The organism is Paraliobacillus ryukyuensis (genome assembly GCF_003315295.1).
Lineage (GTDB): Bacteria > Bacillota > Bacilli > Bacillales > Amphibacillaceae > Paraliobacillus > Paraliobacillus ryukyuensis.
In genome coordinates this window covers 339,384-357,783 of record NZ_QNRI01000001.1, presented here as the reverse complement: position 1 = coordinate 357,783, position 18,400 = coordinate 339,384, and the positions used below count along the sequence as shown (strand labels likewise).

Sequence of the window (18,400 nt, the reverse complement as noted above, 5' to 3'; positions counted from 1 at the left end):
TAATATATACATATATAGATTAAGATGGATATACTTATAAACTTATATTAATATTTTTAACAATTTCGAATTTTTCGACTTAAATAACTTGAAGAATATTATCCTTTAGTAATAAAATAGTGATTATACATTAAAGAAAATCTACGAAATAAAAAAGCAAGGGGACGAAATGATGACAGTAAATAATATAACGATTTCGAAAACAACTTCTAAAAAAGAAAAACCAGATCAAACGCAATTAGGATTTGGCCAATACTTTACAGATCATATGTTCATTTTAGATTATACAGAAGGAAAAGGTTGGCATGACCCTAGGATCGTACCTTATCAACCAATTACATTAGAACCGTCCGCAATGATTTTTCATTATGGTCAAACCGTATTTGAAGGAATGAAAGCATATCTCTCTGAAGATGGAGATATTCATCTCTTTCGACCAGAAAAGAACATTCAACGTTTAAACCGGTCCAACGATCGTATGCGCATTCCAGAAGTAGATGAAACGTTGGCATTACAAGCAATTAAAGAATTAGTGAAAGTTGATGCGGATTGGGTACCAAGCGAACCTGGAACTTCTTTATATATTCGTCCATATATTATCTCAACCGAGCCATTTTTAGGTGTAGCTCCTTCAAAACATTACAAATTCATGGTGATTTTATCACCAGTAGGAGCTTATTATAAAGAAGGGATTAACCCAGTTAAAATTGCTGTGGAAAATGAATTTGTTCGTGCAGTAAAAGGTGGTACGGGAGAAGCGAAGACAGCAGGTAACTATGCTTCCAGCCTAAAAGCACAAGCGCTAGTGGCTTCACAAGGCTATGCACAAGTCATGTGGTTAGACGGTATTGAGAAAAAATATATTGAAGAAGTAGGAAGTATGAATGTATTTTTCAAAATAGATGGAGAAGTAGTAACTCCTGAATTAAATGGTAGTATTTTAGAAGGTGTTACACGCAACTCTGTAATGGAACTTTTAAAACATTGGGGAATCACAGTAACTGAGCGTAAAATAACGGTAGAAGAAATCTTCGAAGCACATAAAAATGGCAAATTAGAAGAAGCATTCGGTTCAGGCACAGCTGCTGTTATCTCGCCAATTGGAACTTTGGCTTGGGATGGAAAAGAAATTGTCATCAATGATAGCAAAACTGGTGAAGTTTCCAAAAAGCTTTATGATACACTAACAAATATCCAATATGGTAAAGAAACAGATGTGTTTGATTGGATCGTTAAATTAGAACGCTAAAAAATAAAAGTGTTTCTGTTATGTTTAGCAATTGACATTTCACTTATACTAAAGCATAATATGAACAATCAATTTCGGATAAAGGCAACGACGAGGTCTAGTAAATAAAGAGCAAATGAAAGAGAATAGAATCCATCGGCTGAAAGATTCTTGCATAACTGCTTTTATTGAACCTACCCTCTGAGCTAAGAAGGATAAACTTCTTTCGCTTTCCCAGCGTTATGGGGCAAGGTGGGCAAGCTTGCTTGTCAAAACAAGGTGGTACCGCGGATCAACTCTTTTCGTCCTTTACAGGCTTCTATGTATTGGATGGAAAGAGTTTTTTTAATGATACAAAATAAAAGAGGGTTTAACATGGCGAATAAACGAGTAGTAGTGAAAATTGGTAGCAGTTCGTTGACAAAAAAAGATGGGAGTCTAAGTATTGATAAACTTCAAGAGCATACGGAAGCAATTGCAAAATTAATGCAGCAAGGAATAGAAGTTATTCTGATTTCTTCTGGTGCAGTTTCAGCTGGGTTTCATGATTTAGGTTATTCGAGTCGTCCCGTTACCGTTGCTGGTAAACAAGCGGCAGCTGCAGTAGGTCAGGGCTTGTTAATTGAGGCTTATGCAGACGCGTTTAAGAAATACGGTATTGTTAGTTCGCAACTTTTATTAACAAGAGATGTCTTTGTTAATAAACAGCAATTCCATAATGTGTTTCAAGTAATTAGCGAGCTATTGAGACGTTCCGTTATTCCAATCATTAATGAAAATGATGCAGTTGCAATTGATGAATTAACTTTTGGCGATAATGATATGTTATCCGCTTTAGTTAGTGGATTGGTAAATGCGGATTATTTGATTTTACTAACGGATATTAATGGACTCTATAGTGCAAATCCAAATCAATATCCTGATGCCATTCGCTACAATCAATTAGATCATGTATCAGATGAGTTAATTGATCAAACAAGTCAAAATTCTAGTTCAAAAGTCGGGACCGGTGGAATGAAATCCAAATTATTAGCAGCGCAAACTGCTTTATCACTTGGGGTACACGCTTTTGTTGGAGTTGGAAAAGGTTCAAATAAGTTTGTAGACATTTTAGCAGGCAATGGGGACGGTACTTATATTGGGAATTATCATACACACCATGTGCGCAAGCATAAACAATGGATTGCGTTCCATTCCAATGTATCTGGACAATTAATTATTGATGATGGCGCTAAGGAAGCTTTACTAAAGAAAGGGAGAAGCTTACTTCCAGCTGGTGTTCTTAAAGTGAAAGATACATTTGCTGAAAACGACGTGGTTGAAATCGTCTATCATAATGATGTGATTGCGAAAGGACAAGTGAACTATAACTCGGAAGAAATTCAACAAATTAAAGGATTAAGTAGTGCACAAGCGATGAATATCATTGATCAAACAAAAGCAGAAGTTATTCATCGGAACAATTTAGTTTTAACATTACAGGGGGTATAAGAATGCAGGACTTACTGATAATTGCACAGCAAGCAAAAGCAACGACAACAGCTTTAAGTCAAGCAACAACAGAGCAAAAGAATGATGCTATTAAACAAATAGCTAACCAATTGATCCAACAACAGGATTATGTTATTGCAGAGAATGCTAAAGATATTGCCAAGGCAGAGGAATCAGGATTTTCTACTTCCATTATGGATCGATTAAGACTAGACAACCAAAGAATTATAGATATGGCAGAGGCTTTAAACCAGTTAACACAATTAAATGATCCCATTGGAACAGTTCAAGATGCATGGGATAGACCAAATGGTTTGTCAATTAAGAAAGTTACAGTTCCAATTGGTGTTGTTGGCATGATTTATGAAGCTCGACCAAATGTAACGGTAGACGCTGCTTCGCTTTGTTTAAAAACCGGAAATGCTGTTATTTTACGAGGTAGCTCTTCTGCTATCTATTCAAATATTGCGCTTGTAAATGTAATGCAACAAGCCTTACAGAATACTGCAATTCCTGTAGAAGCAGTGCAACTAATTGAGGATACGAATCGTGAAACAGCTGAAAAAATGTTTCGTTTAAACGAATATTTAGATGTACTAATTCCAAGAGGAAGTAAAAATCTAATAGATACGGTGGTTGCTAAGTCATCTGTACCGGTGATTGAAACTGGAGCAGGAAATTGCCATTTGTTTATTGATCAAACAGCTGACGCAGAGATGAGTGTGAATATTGCCATCAATGCAAAAACACAACGTCCATCTGTTTGTAATGCGATTGAAACAATATTAGTTGATAAACAATGGTTTGAAGAAAATGGAGATCAATTAATAAATGCATTGTATGATCACGATGTACAAATGGTAGTCGATGAGGTGATTGCTTCTTTCCGTAAAGAATTGCCTTTAGCGACGGAAGAAGATTGGCAGGAAGAGTTTTTGGCTAAAAAAGTAGCCATCAAAACTGTAAATAATGTAAAAGAAGCAATACAACATATTAATTATTATGGGACCAAACACTCTGAAGCAATCATTACCGAAAATGATCAACATGCCCTTCAATTTTTAAATGAAGTTGATGCAGCTTGCGTATACCATAATGCTTCGACTCGGTTTACCGATGGATTTGAATTCGGCTTTGGCGCAGAGATTGGTATCAGCACACAAAAATTACATGCCAGAGGACCAATGGGTTTAGATGCATTAACATCAACGAAATACACCTTGCATGGAGAAGGACAAATTAAATAATCTTTTTGATGTTTTTTGTCAAATGCTTTAATCTATGTTAGTGATTTTTAAAGAGAAATAAACCAATTTGGATGAAATAGCAAACAATTTACGTTACAATAGATAAGGATATTTTACACTATTTGATCATACACATGTAATTGTTAAAGGAGAGAGACAAAGTGAGTAAAACATTTATTTTCGGACATAAAAACCCAGATACAGATACCATAACAGCAGCACTTGCTTATGCGTATTTGAAAAAACAACTTGGCCAAGAAGTAGAGGCAGTTCGACTTGGTGAAGTGAACAACGAAACACAATATGCACTTGATTATTTTAAAGTAGAGGCACCTCGCTATGTTTCTACAGTAGCAGATGAAGTAGATTCGGTTATTTTAGTCGATCATAATGAACGTCAACAAAGTGTAGATGATATTGAGAAAGTACAAGTAAAAGAAGTAATTGATCATCACCGTATTGCAAACTTTGAAACAAATGATCCATTATACTATCGTGCAGAACCAGTGGGTTGTACGGCGACTATACTTAAAAAAATCTATCAAGAAAATAATGTTGCGATTCCAAAAGAAATTGCCGGACTTATGTTTTCTGCCATTATTTCTGATTCGCTATTATTTAAATCTCCAACATGCACAGAGGAAGACGTACAAGCTGCTGATGCATTAGCCACTATTGCAGGAGTAGATCCACAAACGTATGGCTTAGAAATGCTAAAAGCAGGTGCAGATTTAAGTGATAAAACAGTTGAAGAATTAATTTCACTAGATGCAAAAGAATTCAACATGGCTGGTACAAGTGTGGAAGTTGCCCAAGTAAATACGGTAGATATAAATGATGTGTTAGCAAATCAAACAGCGATTGAAGAAGCAATTCAACAAACAATTGATAAAAAACAACTTGGCTTATTTGCATTTGTCGTAACAGATATTCTTAATAATGATTCCGTAATTTTAGCTTTAGGAGACAAACAAAAAACGGTAGAACAAGCTTTTGATGTAACGTTAACGAATAATCAAGCATTGCTTAAAGGCGTTGTATCTCGTAAAAAACAAATTGTACCTAACATACAAGGTGCTTTAGCATAATCTGATTTAGAAAGACAACTATCCATTTTTTAGTTGTCTTTTCTAATAAGATAAATCTGGTGTTATAGTTTTCTAATTTGTCTGAATATGATAGTATAAGTCTAACTATTTTTTGCAGGAAGGATTCTATGAATGATGAGCACAAAAGTAAGTACAGTCCAAATTAAAGATATTCTTATTGCACAACAAAAATTAAAGGATGTTGTTCAAAAAACACCTTTACAAAAAGATCCAATCTTATCAGAAAAGTATCAATGTAATGTTTATTTGAAGCGAGAAGATTTGCAAGTTGTTCGCTCCTTTAAAATTAGAGGGGCATATAACTTGATGCAAACCTTATCCAAAAAAGAACTACAAAATGGTGTTGTCTGCGCAAGTGCTGGTAACCACGCACAGGGCGTTGCATACTCCTGCAAGGCAATGGAGGTTAAAGGGAAAATATTCATGCCTACAACGACACCAAGACAAAAAGTAAAACGCGTAACTTTCTTTGGTGGTGACGAAGTAGAAATTATCTTAGTTGGCGATACCTTTGATGATGCTTATCAAGAAGCAAAAGCTTATTGTGATCAATATGACATGTCGTTTATCCATCCTTTTGACGACTATCGTACGATTGCTGGTCAAGGAACCATTGGGATGGAAGTTGTTGATGAAATGGAAGAACCAATTTCCCATATTTTTATGTCAGTAGGTGGCGGTGGTTTAGTTTCTGGTGTTGGTTCATATATGAAAAACATTAGTCCTGATACCCAAGTTATTGGTGTGGAACCGCAAGGAGCACCATCTATGCAGGCTGCTTTAAAACAGCAAAAGGTTGTTAAACTGGATAAGGTAGATAAGTTTGTTGATGGAGCTAGCGTACAGCAAGTTGGCAATTTAACTTTTGAAATTGCTAAAGAGGTGATTGATGATATTGCAATTGTCCCAGAAGGGAAAGTTTGTAGTACATTAATTGATCTATACAATGAAAATGCCATTGTAGCTGAACCAGCTGGAGCGATGCCAATTGCAGCATTAGATCAATATCGTGAACAAATCATAGGTAAAAATGTTGTTTGTATCGTAAGTGGTGGCAATAATGATATGGATCGCATGCAAGATATGAAAGAAAGATCACTAGTTTACGAGGGCTATAAACATTACTTTATTGTTAACTTCCCGCAACGTGCTGGTGCGTTACGTGAATTTTTAGATAAAGTTCTAGGTGAAACAGATGATATTACTCGTTTTGAATACACGAAGAAAAATAATCGTGACAAAGGTCCTGTTCTTGTTGGGGTTGAATTAAAACATCGAAGTGACTATCAACCATTGATGGCGCGAATGGAAGAACATGACTTTTCTTATATTGAAATTAATAAAGATGAAGCACTGTTTCATCTATTAATCTGACAAAGGTAATCCCTTTTGTCAGATTATTTATATATAAAATTTTTTTGTTATAAACAAGTCAATGGAAATAGATTACCTTGCGAATGCTTTACTGATTTAACAAACAATCATTCGTAACTAAATAAAAAATAAAAAAGTTCTTGAAATCAATCAACGGCGTGTTACAATATTAAAATAATAATTTCATAATTATTCACTCGTATAATAGTGGGGATATGGCCTACAAGTTTCTACCAGATTACCGTAAATGATCTGACTATGAGTGAGCAATAGATGTATGTTTATTGATCTATGTTTCAATAACGAACAATGCCCAAAGATTATTGCTCATCTCATTAGGTGTGCACAATCTTTGGGTTTTTTATATTCACAAATAGGGGGTTGCAAGCATGGAAAAACTACAACAAAAGATCACTGAGGAAGGGGTAGCACTTTCCGACACAGTCTTGAAGGTGGATAACTTTTTAAATCATCAAATTGATCCAACATTAATGTATGAAGTGGCACAAGAATTTATTAAGCGATTTGAAAACAAGACAATAACGAAAATCGTTACATTGGAATCATCGGGTATTGCCCCTGCTGTAATGGTTGGATTGATTTTAAATGTCCCAGTTCTTTTTGCTCGCAAAAAGAAATCATTAACGTTAACGGATGGATTGATAACTTCTAAAGTTTATTCATTTACAAAACAAGAAACAAATGAAATATCGATAGCTGAAAAATTTCTTAGTACTGATGATCAGATCTTAATTGTTGATGATTTTCTTGCAAATGGGCAAGCAACACTAGCACTTATTGATATCGTGGAAAAAGTTAATGCTACAGTCGCTGGTATCGGCATCGTCATTGAAAAAGCTTTTCAAGATGGTGGTAAAATGATTCATGATAAAGGATATCAATTAGAGTCATTAGCAAGAATCAAGTCATTAAAAAATAAAACCATTGAATTTGTAAGTGAGGAGGAGTTTGCATAATGAAGTTAACAAAAGGAAAAATCGCATCATTAGGATTACAACACGTATTAGCCATGTATGCCGGGGCAGTAGTTGTTCCAATGATTGTTGGAGCTGGGATCGGACTTACTAACGCACAACTTACTTACTTAATTTCCATTGATATTTTAATGTGCGGTATCGCAAGTATTTTACAGGTTTGGCGGAATAAATTCACTGGTATTGGATTACCAGTTGTACTAGGGTGTACCTTTACTGCAGTGGGCCCCATGATATCGATTGGCAATAATTATGGAATCACCTCGATATATGGTGCGATTTTAATATCTGGTTTATTAGTCGTGTTACTTGCTAAGTTCTTTAGTAAAATGATTATATTATTTCCGCCGGTTGTGACAGGCTCTGTGGTGACCATTATTGGTATTACGTTGATACCGACTGCGATGAATGATCTGGCTGGTGGCACAGATAATAGTGAGTTTGGTAGCTTAACGAACTTAGGTTTAGGATTTGGGACATTATTGATTATTTTATTAATCTTTCGTTTTGGAAAAGGCTTTATACAATCAATTGCAATTTTACTTGGTATTGTCGTTGGAACTGTAATAGCTTCGTTTTTCGAAATGGTAGACCTAAGCACTGTAGCAGAAAGTAGCTGGTTTCACATACCAACACTATTTCATTACGGAACACCTAAGTTCCATATCGTACCTATTTTAACAATGGTGCTAGTGGCGATTGTAAGTTTAGTCGAATCAACAGGTGTTTATTTTGCACTAGGAGACATTTGCGATAAAAAGTTAACAGATAAAAATTTGGAAAGAGGCTATCGTGCAGAAGGAATTGCCATTTTACTTGGTGGCTTGTTTAACTCTTTTCCATATACAACTTTTTCACAGAATGTCGGTTTGGTGCAATTGTCAGGTGTTCGCTCCAAAAAAGTAATTTACACAGCAGGTGTTATGTTAATTATGCTTGGACTTGTGCCTAAAATCGGTGCTTTAACATTAATTATACCAAAAGCCGTTTTAGGTGGGGCAATGGTTGCCATGTTTGGAATGGTGATTGCTTATGGAATAAAAATGTTAAGTAAAGTTGATTTTTCGTCACAAGAAAATTTATTAATTGTTGCTTGCGCAATTGGAATGGGGTTAGGGGTAACAACCGTACCAGAGATTTTTACAAGTTTACCTAATAGTCTAAGACCAATTACAGAAAGTGGAATTGTCGTAGGGAGTTTAACTGCAATCATTTTAAATGTTATTTTTAATTTTAGAAAAAAACCAATGCAACAAATGACAAATGAGCCAGATAAAGAGGTAGCCTAATTAGATGGAGTAATAATTTTTCACTTAACGCTTTCACATCATTCCAATTATGTGAAAGCTTAGGGCGAATGGGTAAGATTTTAAATTTGTTTGTGAACTTTACTTACATAATAATGGCAATCGAAAAGAAATTTTATTATCATTATTATTAAATCTTGGGAAGGATGAGGACTCAATGGTTACAAAGCAAGCGTATTCCTTTATTAAACAACTACCAAAAGTAGATTTACATCTTCATTTGGATGGAAGTGTTAAACCAAAGACATTATTGGAATTAGCTCGTGCGCAAGGCGTGACATTACCAACCCAGTCTATTGCTGATTTGTCTTCCTATATGTCTGTCGGAGATAATTGTACTAGTTTAGCAGAATATTTACGTCCGTTCGATCTTGTGGCTAAAGTGTTACAAACTAAACAAGCATTAGAACGCGTTGCCTATGAATTAGTGGAACAAGCAAAACAAGACAATTGTGCATATATTGAGGTGAGATTTGCACCTCAACAGCACCGTGAACAAGGACTTCAACTAGAGGAAGTGCTTAATGCAGTAATGAAAGGCTTAACGAAAGGTTCCTGTATGTTTGGAGTAGAGACACGGGTTATTACATGCTGCATGCGTCATCACGATGCCGAAGTTAATAAAGAAGTGATTCGTGTTGCTGCTAAATATTTAAATAAAGGATTGGTTGCTGTAGACTTGGCCGGAGACGAGAACAGTTTTCCTACTTCATTATTCCGAGATACCTTTGCATTAGCGAATCAACTAGAAATACCGATTACGATTCATGCTGGAGAAGCAGCGGGGGCAGAAAGCATTAAAGAAGCTGTTAAGCAGTTAGGTGCTGCCCGCATTGGTCATGGTGTAAGATTAACCGAAGACGACAAACTCTTGCATGAGATTAAAAAAAGAGAAATACCATTAGAAATGTGTCCAATTAGTAATTTACAAACAAAGGCCACGGATGGGTGGGGACACTACCCGATTAGATATTATTTTGATCAAGGGTTAAAAGTTACGGTTCATACTGATAATATGACCGTTTCTGATACGTGCATCACAAAAGAATTCTCTATTTTAATGGACCATTTTCATTTTACAATAACTGAATTGAATCAATTAACGATTAATGCAATTGATGCTTCGTTCCTAAGTTTTCAAGAAAAAAAGACCTTAAAGCAGAAGTGTTTAAAACAAATGAAAAAGCAGGAACAAAGCTTTCCTATGGTAGTATAAAACTGATGGTATATTAGCCATTGGTTTTTTTTGTTTGAAGAAATGTTACAGATTGGCTTAATTCATAGATATTGTTATAATAATCATAGTAAATTGATCAGTTTTTATTTTTATTTCTTTTTATTATAGAGAGGATGTTACATACATGCGTGTTGTAAATAATATGACAGAATTAATCGGTGAAACACCAATTGTAAAATTAAACCGTTTGATTCCAGATGATGCTGCAGACGTTTATGTTAAATTAGAAATGTTTAACCCTTCAAAGAGTGTTAAGGATAGAGCAGCATTTAACATGATCAAAGTAGCAGAAGAAGAAGGGATTTTAAAACCTGGATCAACGATTATCGAACCAACAAGTGGAAACACGGGTATTGGTTTAGCGATGACTGCAGCCGCAAAAGGATATAAAGCAATTCTAGTAATGCCTGATAACATGACAAAAGAACGTATTAATATCTTAAAGGCCTATGGTGCACAAGTGGTTCTCACACCAAGTGAAGAGAAAATGCCAGGCGCAATCAAAAAAGCAAAAGAATTAACAGCAGATATTCCAAATAGTTTTATGCCACAACAGTTTGAGAATGTCTCAAATCCTGATGTTCATCGAGTTACAACGGCTAAAGAAATTTATGAGCAAATGGATCAACATCTTGATGCTTTTGTTGCAACGGCAGGTACTGGTGGCACCATTACAGGAACTGGTGAGACACTCAAAGAATGGTTGCCTAATATTCATATTGCTGTTGTTGAGCCACAAGGTTCACCTGTTTTATCAGGAGGAAAGCCTGGTAAGCATAAATTAGTTGGTACCAGTCCTGGCTTCGTACCAAAGATTTTGAATACATCTATTTATGACGAAATTATGCCGATTGAAGATGATGACGCTATTAATATGATGAAGCAACTAGGGCAAAAAGAGGGAATCTTTATCGGACCTTCTGGTGGTGCAGCTGTCTTTGCTGCCATTGAAGTGGCGAAACGTTTAGGAAAAGGAAAACGTGTTGTTTGTATTGCGCCAGACACAGGAGAACGTTATTTAAGCATGAATTTATTTGGTGAATAAATACTCGAATGTTTGGTGAATCAGAATTGGAGAGGTACACGATGGTTAAAGTAAGAATGCTTGTGCAAACCAGATATAATGAGCAGTTACTACGAGTGAACAAAGAATATGATATTCCGAAAGAGACAGCAATCCGCTGGGATCAAAGTAAATTAGCTGAGATAGTAGAGAATCCTAAACAACAAGATAAGAATTAAGTATTCTAAAAGTTCGATTTCAGTAATGTTATTATTTACTGAAGTTGAACTTTTTTACAATTCATATACAATGATTGTGTAACTTTATCAAATATAAATACATCTTTCTATGTAAAAGGGGGATTACTACAAATGAGAAAGAAGAAGCTTATTGCTATTATTATTGTTTGTATTCTAATAGCAATACCAATTTACTGGCTCTCCCAAAATGGGTTGCAAATTATAATAAAGAATCAAACAAATCAAGAAATCACGGGTTTATATGTCACCTATGACAATATCAAATCAGATATTATGCTACCCTCCATCGGAGCTAAGAAAGAAGTCAAATGTCATATAGATCCAAGCAAGCATTCTTTTGAATCTTTTGATGAAGCAGAGATATCTTTACAATATATAAATAACCAAGGTAAAGTACAAACGGAAAATGTCATTGGTTATTTTGAAAAAGGATATACTGGAAAGGCCAATATAAAAATTAAATCTGTTGATAAAGATGGACACCTAGAAATGGAGATTTCCAATCACACTTCTTTATATTAATTAAAATAAGATTTTAACTAATAGCATTTCTTAAAGAATTTAAGAAATGCGTAAGGGAGCGAAGGGAATAATGAACTTTGATGCGATATTTAGTGACTTCCCAGTATTACAATCTGATCATCTCGTTCTTAGTAAAATTGAAGATATCCACTTAGAAGAGGTTTTTGCAATTTATAATAACGACGCTGTATTTACATACTGTGGAATTATTCCTAAACACAATAAGCAAACAGTACAAAAAATGATAAGTCATTTTGAACGAGATTTTAATAAGAAAAAGCGAATTAAATGGGGGATTTTTCAAGATAATCGGTTAGTAGGAATTATTGAAGTGATGAGCTTTAATAAAGACGTAAATATGGCTAGTATAGGGTATTTTCTAGCAGAGGAATTCTGGAACAAAGGAATTTCAACTGAGGCCGTCCAAAGAATAGTGCGTTTTTTATTCGAGGAGGTTAATATAAATCGAATTCAAGCAGAGGTAATGCCTGCGAACAAAATATCAAAAAAGGTACTTTTGAAGAATGGTTTTATCAAAGAAGGTGTCTTAAGACAAGCGAGTGTTTGGGCTGGGAAAGGAGTAATCGATCTGGAAATATACAGTATTCTAAAAAATGACTATATGTTAGAAAGAGGTATAAATATGACAATGATGACTTCATGTTAGATTCTTATTTTAATTCATGAAAATTTAAATCAATTTCCTAATTGCATCCACACTTATAAAGCAAAAAAGGCTTTATAAGAGATCTTTCTCTTTAAAGCCTTTTTCTAACAATAAATTAGTCAATAAACTGTGTGTCAATTAAGTTTGAGAAATCTGGTTGTTCTTTTAAGAATTTTAATTCGTAAGAAGAATCCCCGAATGCTTGCACTTCTTCTGCACTAACATCATAACTAAAACCAATGTTGTTCCATGCGCTATCAATTACTTCTTTACTTAATTCTTGACCAGTGTTTTCTTTGATATCTGCAATCGTGATATCTTTTGCTTTTTCCTCGTTTTCATTGATGAAGGTAATTGCTTCTTTATGTGCTTCGACAATCTGTTGAATTAATTCTTTATCGTTTTTAATCATATCACCTGATGTAACGAGGACAGAAGCTGGTAATGTTTCACCGAAAGAAACTTCATCTGGTGCGACAATTACTTTTGCGCCAGTTTCCATTTGCAATACAGATCCCCAAGGTTCTGGAGCAACTGCAACATCTACTTTCCCTGATTCAAACATTGCCTGATACTGTGCTGGTTTTCCTGTGGTATGAACCATTTCACCACCCGTACGTTCAGAAGTGATACCATGTTCCTTCATGAAAGTTTCGAATTGCACATCGTGTGTACATCCCACACGCGGGGTAATAAATGTTTTTCCTTTAAGGTCTTCAATTGATTCAATACCGCTATCTTTTCTAGCAACTGTTACTGTACCACCTGTAGAACCACCAGCTAAAATCTTTACATCTGTTCCTGTCGTGTAATTATTCATTGCTGGTCCCGGGCCAACAAGTCCTGCTTCAATTTCGCCTGTTTTTAATGCTGTCATAAAAGAAGCACCGTCAGGGAATGTTTTGTATTCAATTGTAACATTGTCGCCTACTTTTTCTTTATATATACCTTCTGATTTGGCAACCATAGCAGGAACATGGTTAATATTAGGAAAATATCCAAGGGTGATCGTCCGTTCGTCATCCTTAGAAGTCGATCCTCCCGAAGTACCACAAGCTGCTAAAACACCTACAATAAAGATAAATACTATACTAATTATTACTTTTTTCATGTCACTTTCCTCCTTAGGGTTTTTTATGATAAGCCCCAACGTCTTGCTACATTCTTTTCAATACGTTGGAAAATTAGTTGATCGACAATAGCACCAATAACACCAATGATAATCATGACACCAATGACTAAACTCATATCACCGAAATCAGAAGCATAGCGCAGTGTATAACCTAATCCAGGCCCAGTACTAAGTAATTCTCCAGCCATCAACGCTCGCCAAGAAAAGGCCCAAGCTAAGCGTGTTCCTGTTACGACGTGTGGAATAGAAGCAGGGAAGATGACTCGTAGAAATAAGTCAAAGCCTGAAGATCCCATGGTTCGTGCTGCTTTAATAAATAATGGGGACACATTTTTAATGCCAGTTCGAATATTTAAGGCCATCACAAATGTACCACCAAGGATAACGATAAAAATAACTGCTTTTTCATTAAGGCCAAACCACATTATTGCTAATGGTAGCCAGACAATACTAGGCACGCTTTGTAATGCCAATAGCATGGCACCAATCGTATCATCTGCTGTTTTTGATTTCGCTATTAATACCCCAATTGCTGTTCCAATAATTAGCGCGATACTTAGACCGATTGCCAACCTGCGAAAACTAGCAATTAAATCATAGATCAGTGTCATATCTGTTATGCCTGCTACTAAAGAATTAATTACACTGAGAGGGGAAGGGAACAACACTTCAGACCATAAATTTACTGCAGAACCAAAGCTCCAAAAACCGATTAAGATAACAAAGAAAAGAATTCGTTTTAGTAGTGGATTCATATCAATTCTCCTCAGCAATTACTTTATCGATTTCTTTTTTAAGATAGGTCATAATTTCTTCTTCCAGTTCAAACATTTTTTCTTTATGATCTTCTCGTGGTCGTGAAATGGTCACTTTGATATCGGCTAATATGGTACCAGGTCGTGTGCCCATGACAATAATGCGATCTGATAACTTAATAGATTCAGTAATGCTATGTGTTACAAATAAGATAGTTTTCTTTGTATCTCTCCAAATGTTTTCTAATTGCGTATGCAATCTTGTGCGAGTTTGTTCATCTAATGCACCAAATGGCTCATCCATCAATAATAATCTAGGGTCCATCGCTAACGCACGCGCAATAGCTACACGTTGCTGCATTCCACCGGATATTTCATGCGGATAATGATCAAGATAATTTGACAATTGTACCATTTTCAAATAATTTGTTGCTTTTTCTTCAGCATCTATTTTGGATCCATCGCTTTTTAAAGGAAACATCACGTTTTCTTTAACTGATAACCAAGGGAATAAAGCTGGTTCTTGAAATACCATTCCGCGGTCTTTTCCTGGTGAGGAGATAGGTGTTCCTTCGACTTTAATTTTTCCTTCAGTAGCAGATGTTAAGCCAGCGATAATCGAGAGTAATGTAGATTTCCCGCAACCAGATGGCCCTAAAATGGAAATGAACTCTCCTTCGTTGACAGATAAATTGATATCTTTCAAAATAGTGCTAACTTGACCGTTTTGATCCGAAAATTGTTTATTAAGTTGTTGTATAGTAAGAAACATTATTGTCACACCTTATTCATTAATATCATTATTCTTATTAAATTAATCGGAATTAAAACAAACTTACCTTAGTTACCTAGTTCCTGTCAACCAAATTTTAAGAATTTATCAATAATTAGTTAAGGTATCACGAAGTTTAGCTCGAAAAAGATCTTTATCTTCCTGTGTTAACCGCTTTGGGCCCTTGATTTTTTGCTTTTGACGTCTAGCCTGTGCATTTTGATAACGCACTTCTAACAAGTAATCAATATTCTTATTAGAATACAAGAATCCTTTGTGGTGTAAAACTTTTGCTTGTTTTTCTAATGCTAATGAAGCAAGTCCATAATCTTGTGTAATTACTACGTCATCTTTTGCTACCAAAGAAAGAATCCGATAATCTACGGCTTCTCGATCAGCGTCTACATAAATAGAAGTTACACCAGCTGGGTCTTCTTGTGTAGAAAAATGAGCATAGCTTTTCACTAACAATACGGGTATATTTTTTTCATGTGCTTCTTCAATTACAATATCTTTTACTGGACAAGCATCTGCATCTACATAAATTTTCATGTTATTTTACCAACCTTTATGTTTATTTTATTAATTATATTAATGAATCGAATGATATTATTCCCTTTACTATTTTATCAACGTATGACTTCGGTTATAATAATTTATTAGAATAGAGAATAGAAAGAAGGCTAAAATTTGAAGAAATCACTTGCTGGAAATATTGTTTCATTACAAGTAAAGAACGAAATCAAAGACTATTATGTACTTTCTAATACAGCATTAGCAAATGTGTATGTTAATAAAGAAAATAATGATGCATTGGAATTAAATCAAAACTACCAAGTCTTTGTCTATTTAGATAATGATCAATGGTATGGTACTACAAGGTTGCCTGATGTTCAATTAGATGTATTTGATTGGGCTGATGTTACTAGAATTGTTCCTAGTTTAGGTGTATTTGTTGATATAGGTATTGCCGTTGATATCTTAGTTTCTAAAGATGATCTACCGGTTTATACCAGTGTTTGGCCTGAAGTAGAGGATCAATTATATGTTACATTAGAACATGATAAAAAAGGTAGGTTATTAGCAAAACCTGTATCCGAATCTGATTTTGAAGGGACATGGGATATTGCACCAGAAAATTTGCTTGATCAATCGATTGAAGGAAGAATTTTTCGAACAGATCGAGAAGGAGCAGTGATGATCTCAGATCAAGGTTACAGAGGGTTTATCCATCATACAGAACGTAAACATGAACCGCGATTAGGACAATGGGTCAATGGAAGAGTAATCGCCGTTAAAGAGGATGGTACCATAAATGTTTCGTTACGTCCTCGGAAAAAAGAAGCAAGAAGAACGGATGCTGACACGATATTAGCCTATCTTCAGGACCATCATGGAGAAATGCCTTTTAATGATAAAACAGATCCAACTACAATATATGATACATTTAAAATAAGCAAAGCTGCATTTAAACGCGCGTTAGGAAAATTAATGAAAGAAAACAAGGTTAAACAACAAGAAAATAAAACGGTACTATTGGATTAAAGAAAAAGGAAGAGGCTTGGGAAAAGAGTAACTGAAGAAGAAAAATCTGAATAAGATAGTGTGCAAACATAACACTTCATTCACGTTGGTCAGATTCTGGTTCTTCTAATTTTGTTATGCCCCAGCCTCTTCCTTTTTTAACTAACCTGTGCTTTTTTAGAACAGGCTATCGTCTTGGCTAATTCCTCGCGTTGTTCTTCTGATAATGCAATCAAAGGTAAACGTACACTTCCAACATTTAGACCAATCAAAGCCAGGGCTTCTTTAATGGCTGTCGGATTAGGAGCCATAAATAAGGCCTTCATTAACGGCAGTATTTGTTGGTGGATAGCTGCTGCTTGTGCAGGATGACCATTTATATGGCTAGTTATCATGTCTTGCATTTCTCGACCGATAATATGAGAAGAAGCAGAAATGACACCTGTACCACCAATCGATAAAATTGGTAAAGTTAGTGAATCATCACCACTATATAACTGGAATGAATCATCCGTATCGTGAATGATTGCTGTCATGGCATCTAAATCGCCGCTTGCTTCTTTAATTGCAACAATATTATCAAAGTTATTGGCTAGACGAACAATGATATCTGTAGTCATACCTACAACACTTCTACCAGGAATGTTATATAACATAATCGGCAAGGTTGTTTCCTTAGCAATTGCACTAAAATGTTGAAACATTCCTTCCTGAGAGGGTTTGTTATAGTAAGGGGTCACTAACATTACACCATCTACTCCAATGGTTTCCGCTTGTTTAGTTAATATAATAGACGCCCGAGTGTTATTAGAGCCTGTGCCAGCGATGACTGGGATTCTGCCGTTAACATATTGTACCACATAGCGTATGAAAGAAAGTTTTTCTTCGTTTGATAATGTAGGTGATTCTCCTGTAGTTCCTGTGATCACAATGCCTTCTGTTCCATTTAATAATAGATGATTAATTAATTGATCTGTTTTACCAAAATCAATATTTCCTTTGTTGTCAAATGGGGTTACCATTGCAGTTAATAGTCGTCCGAATTGCATGACTTTCACCTCTATTCAAATATTTAAAGCATGATCTATTCAACTAGATAGATCGAATAGAGGGCATCTCATCATAATAAACAACAAAAAGCAGCGGGGATAGGACGCCCGCTGCATCATGTAAAAACAATAAAATGACGCGTGAGATAGCCCTCCATATAGCAATTGCTATATGACAGTACTGTATTTATTCAATACAGCACCAGTGAATAAAGTGATAAGCCAATATTCACTTCGGCAAATTCCCCTTTCAACTACAATCTTTAGTTCTCATCATCTTCTTGTAGCCTACTCTTGGTCAATGCACCTCTATACTCACTTCAATGTTAGATTGAAGTAAACTTAATATTAAGTTTACTATATCAAATAGTCAGATTTTATGTCAATAAAGTAAAAATATTTGTAAAAGAGAACAATTTATCAGAATGGTATTTATTTCTGAAAATTACATTCAGCATATGCTTATTTTTGAAAGGCTTATGCCGATAAAATAAATAGAAATCCCTTTTTATAGCTGAATAATGAATAGTTAGTATATAGTAAATGCCAACATAGCAAAAAATGTCGAAATTCATTGTATTATGTTTTTTCGTCATATATGCTAGTGTAGCACAAATAGTTTAGAAAATTCATTGAATATAAAGCACTTTATCAGTTTTACCACAAAAAGATTAAACTATTTTCAGGAAAATTATGTTTAAGCTTAGAAAACTTAATTAATGGAGCGT

18 protein-coding genes, 2 riboswitches and 1 other annotated feature are annotated in these 18,400 nt (G+C 35.1%); of the genes, 13 read left to right on the top strand and 5 right to left on the bottom strand.

The genetic code is table 11. The features are described from left to right. Nucleotides 1-172 precede the first annotated feature (172 nt). From DES48_RS01965 to DES48_RS01915, 12 genes are all read left to right on the top strand, one after another. Nucleotides 173-1,249, top strand: coding sequence for a branched-chain amino acid aminotransferase (locus DES48_RS01965; protein WP_113866407.1), 1,077 nt, complete (start codon nt 173-175; stop codon nt 1,247-1,249). Between the two features lie 78 nt (nt 1,250-1,327). After that, nucleotides 1,328-1,541 (top strand) — a binding site (T-box leader). A 62-nt stretch (nt 1,542-1,603) separates the two neighbouring features. Next, nucleotides 1,604-2,719 carry a glutamate 5-kinase gene (proB, locus tag DES48_RS01960; protein WP_113866815.1) on the top strand — a complete coding sequence of 372 codons (1,116 nt, stop codon included), beginning with the start codon at nt 1,604-1,606 and terminating at the stop codon, nt 2,717-2,719. Between the two features lie 2 nt (nt 2,720-2,721). Further along, nucleotides 2,722-3,966, top strand: a complete 1,245-nt coding sequence (locus DES48_RS01955) for a glutamate-5-semialdehyde dehydrogenase (protein WP_113866405.1) — start codon at nt 2,722-2,724, stop codon at nt 3,964-3,966. Between the two features lie 161 nt (nt 3,967-4,127). Next, a complete protein-coding gene (locus DES48_RS01950; RefSeq protein ID WP_113866403.1) occupies nt 4,128-5,054 on the top strand; it encodes a manganese-dependent inorganic pyrophosphatase in 927 nt (308 codons plus the stop codon). Between the two features lie 135 nt (nt 5,055-5,189). Next, nucleotides 5,190-6,449: a threonine ammonia-lyase IlvA gene (ilvA, locus tag DES48_RS01945; protein ID WP_113866813.1), complete on the top strand. Its 1,260-nt coding sequence runs from the start codon at nt 5,190-5,192 to the stop codon at nt 6,447-6,449. 177 nt (nt 6,450-6,626) lie between these two features. Beyond that, a riboswitch (purine riboswitch) is annotated at nt 6,627-6,728 on the top strand. A 110-nt stretch (nt 6,729-6,838) separates the two neighbouring features. Continuing rightward, nucleotides 6,839-7,426: a xanthine phosphoribosyltransferase gene (locus tag DES48_RS01940; RefSeq protein ID WP_113866401.1), complete on the top strand. Its 588-nt coding sequence runs from the start codon at nt 6,839-6,841 to the stop codon at nt 7,424-7,426. Continuing rightward, nucleotides 7,426-8,733 carry a nucleobase:cation symporter-2 family protein gene (locus DES48_RS01935; protein ID WP_113866399.1) on the top strand — a complete coding sequence of 436 codons (1,308 nt, stop codon included), beginning with the start codon at nt 7,426-7,428 and terminating at the stop codon, nt 8,731-8,733. The genes DES48_RS01940 and DES48_RS01935 overlap by 1 nt, the downstream gene beginning before the upstream one ends. 175 nt (nt 8,734-8,908) lie before the next feature. After that, complete coding sequence (gene add, locus DES48_RS01930; RefSeq protein ID WP_113866397.1) at nt 8,909-9,967, top strand: adenosine deaminase; 1,059 nt, start codon at nt 8,909-8,911, stop codon at nt 9,965-9,967. Between the two features lie 145 nt (nt 9,968-10,112). Further along, a complete protein-coding gene (gene cysK / locus DES48_RS01925) occupies nt 10,113-11,033 on the top strand; it encodes a cysteine synthase A (protein ID WP_113866395.1) in 921 nt (306 codons plus the stop codon). A 41-nt stretch (nt 11,034-11,074) separates the two neighbouring features. Beyond that, nucleotides 11,075-11,230, top strand: coding sequence for a hypothetical protein (locus DES48_RS15840; protein WP_170126147.1), 156 nt, complete (start codon nt 11,075-11,077; stop codon nt 11,228-11,230). A 132-nt stretch (nt 11,231-11,362) separates the two neighbouring features. Next, entirely contained in the window at nt 11,363-11,773 is a 411-nt protein-coding gene (locus DES48_RS01920) for a hypothetical protein (RefSeq protein WP_113866393.1), read from the top strand. Between the two features lie 70 nt (nt 11,774-11,843). After that, on the top strand, nt 11,844-12,440 hold the full coding sequence (locus tag DES48_RS01915; RefSeq protein ID WP_113866391.1) for a GNAT family N-acetyltransferase: 597 nt from the start codon (nt 11,844-11,846) through the stop codon (nt 12,438-12,440). Between the two features lie 115 nt (nt 12,441-12,555). Here the strand turns inward: DES48_RS01915 and DES48_RS01910 are convergent, their stop codons facing one another. The 4 genes from DES48_RS01910 to DES48_RS01895 form a co-directional block, all read right to left on the bottom strand. Then, on the bottom strand, nt 12,556-13,551 hold the full coding sequence (locus tag DES48_RS01910; RefSeq protein ID WP_113866389.1) for an aliphatic sulfonate ABC transporter substrate-binding protein: 996 nt from the start codon (nt 13,549-13,551) through the stop codon (nt 12,556-12,558). A 23-nt stretch (nt 13,552-13,574) separates the two neighbouring features. Beyond that, nucleotides 13,575-14,327 carry an ABC transporter permease gene (locus tag DES48_RS01905; protein WP_113866387.1) on the bottom strand — a complete coding sequence of 251 codons (753 nt, stop codon included), beginning with the start codon at nt 14,325-14,327 and terminating at the stop codon, nt 13,575-13,577. Between the two features lies 1 nt (nt 14,328). After that, on the bottom strand, nt 14,329-15,099 hold the full coding sequence (locus DES48_RS01900; RefSeq protein ID WP_113866385.1) for an ABC transporter ATP-binding protein: 771 nt from the start codon (nt 15,097-15,099) through the stop codon (nt 14,329-14,331). A 108-nt stretch (nt 15,100-15,207) separates the two neighbouring features. Further along, nucleotides 15,208-15,651 carry a YaiI/YqxD family protein gene (locus tag DES48_RS01895; protein WP_113866383.1) on the bottom strand — a complete coding sequence of 148 codons (444 nt, stop codon included), beginning with the start codon at nt 15,649-15,651 and terminating at the stop codon, nt 15,208-15,210. A 138-nt stretch (nt 15,652-15,789) separates the two neighbouring features. Here DES48_RS01895 and DES48_RS01890 point away from each other — a divergent pair, with 138 nt between their 5' ends. Beyond that, a complete protein-coding gene (locus DES48_RS01890; RefSeq protein ID WP_113866381.1) occupies nt 15,790-16,644 on the top strand; it encodes a CvfB family protein in 855 nt (284 codons plus the stop codon). A 137-nt stretch (nt 16,645-16,781) separates the two neighbouring features. Here the strand turns inward: DES48_RS01890 and dapA are convergent, their stop codons facing one another. After that, the gene (gene dapA / locus DES48_RS01885; protein WP_113866379.1) at nt 16,782-17,672 is read right to left on the bottom strand and encodes a 4-hydroxy-tetrahydrodipicolinate synthase; all 891 of its coding nucleotides are present in this window, start codon (nt 17,670-17,672) and stop codon (nt 16,782-16,784) included. 139 nt (nt 17,673-17,811) lie between these two features. Then, nucleotides 17,812-17,992, bottom strand: a riboswitch (Lysine riboswitch). Nucleotides 17,993-18,400 lie beyond the last annotated feature (408 nt).

Coding starts and splice junctions, on each gene's coding strand:
- DES48_RS01965 (WP_113866407.1), top strand. CDS start 173: ATGACAGTAAATAATATAACGATTTCGAAAACAACTTCTAAAAAAGAA.
- proB (WP_113866815.1), top strand. CDS start 1,604: ATGGCGAATAAACGAGTAGTAGTGAAAATTGGTAGCAGTTCGTTGACA.
- DES48_RS01955 (WP_113866405.1), top strand. CDS start 2,722: ATGCAGGACTTACTGATAATTGCACAGCAAGCAAAAGCAACGACAACA.
- ilvA (WP_113866813.1), top strand. CDS start 5,190: ATGAGCACAAAAGTAAGTACAGTCCAAATTAAAGATATTCTTATTGCA.
- DES48_RS01940 (WP_113866401.1), top strand. CDS start 6,839: ATGGAAAAACTACAACAAAAGATCACTGAGGAAGGGGTAGCACTTTCC.
- DES48_RS01935 (WP_113866399.1), top strand. CDS start 7,426: ATGAAGTTAACAAAAGGAAAAATCGCATCATTAGGATTACAACACGTA.
- add (WP_113866397.1), top strand. CDS start 8,909: ATGGTTACAAAGCAAGCGTATTCCTTTATTAAACAACTACCAAAAGTA.
- cysK (WP_113866395.1), top strand. CDS start 10,113: ATGCGTGTTGTAAATAATATGACAGAATTAATCGGTGAAACACCAATT.
- DES48_RS15840 (WP_170126147.1), top strand. CDS start 11,075: ATGGTTAAAGTAAGAATGCTTGTGCAAACCAGATATAATGAGCAGTTA.
- DES48_RS01920 (WP_113866393.1), top strand. CDS start 11,363: ATGAGAAAGAAGAAGCTTATTGCTATTATTATTGTTTGTATTCTAATA.
- DES48_RS01915 (WP_113866391.1), top strand. CDS start 11,844: ATGAACTTTGATGCGATATTTAGTGACTTCCCAGTATTACAATCTGAT.
- DES48_RS01910 (WP_113866389.1), bottom strand. CDS start 13,551: ATGAAAAAAGTAATAATTAGTATAGTATTTATCTTTATTGTAGGTGTT.
- DES48_RS01905 (WP_113866387.1), bottom strand. CDS start 14,327: ATGAATCCACTACTAAAACGAATTCTTTTCTTTGTTATCTTAATCGGT.
- DES48_RS01900 (WP_113866385.1), bottom strand. CDS start 15,099: ATGTTTCTTACTATACAACAACTTAATAAACAATTTTCGGATCAAAAC.
- DES48_RS01895 (WP_113866383.1), bottom strand. CDS start 15,651: ATGAAAATTTATGTAGATGCAGATGCTTGTCCAGTAAAAGATATTGTA.
- dapA (WP_113866379.1), bottom strand. CDS start 17,672: ATGCAATTCGGACGACTATTAACTGCAATGGTAACCCCATTTGACAAC.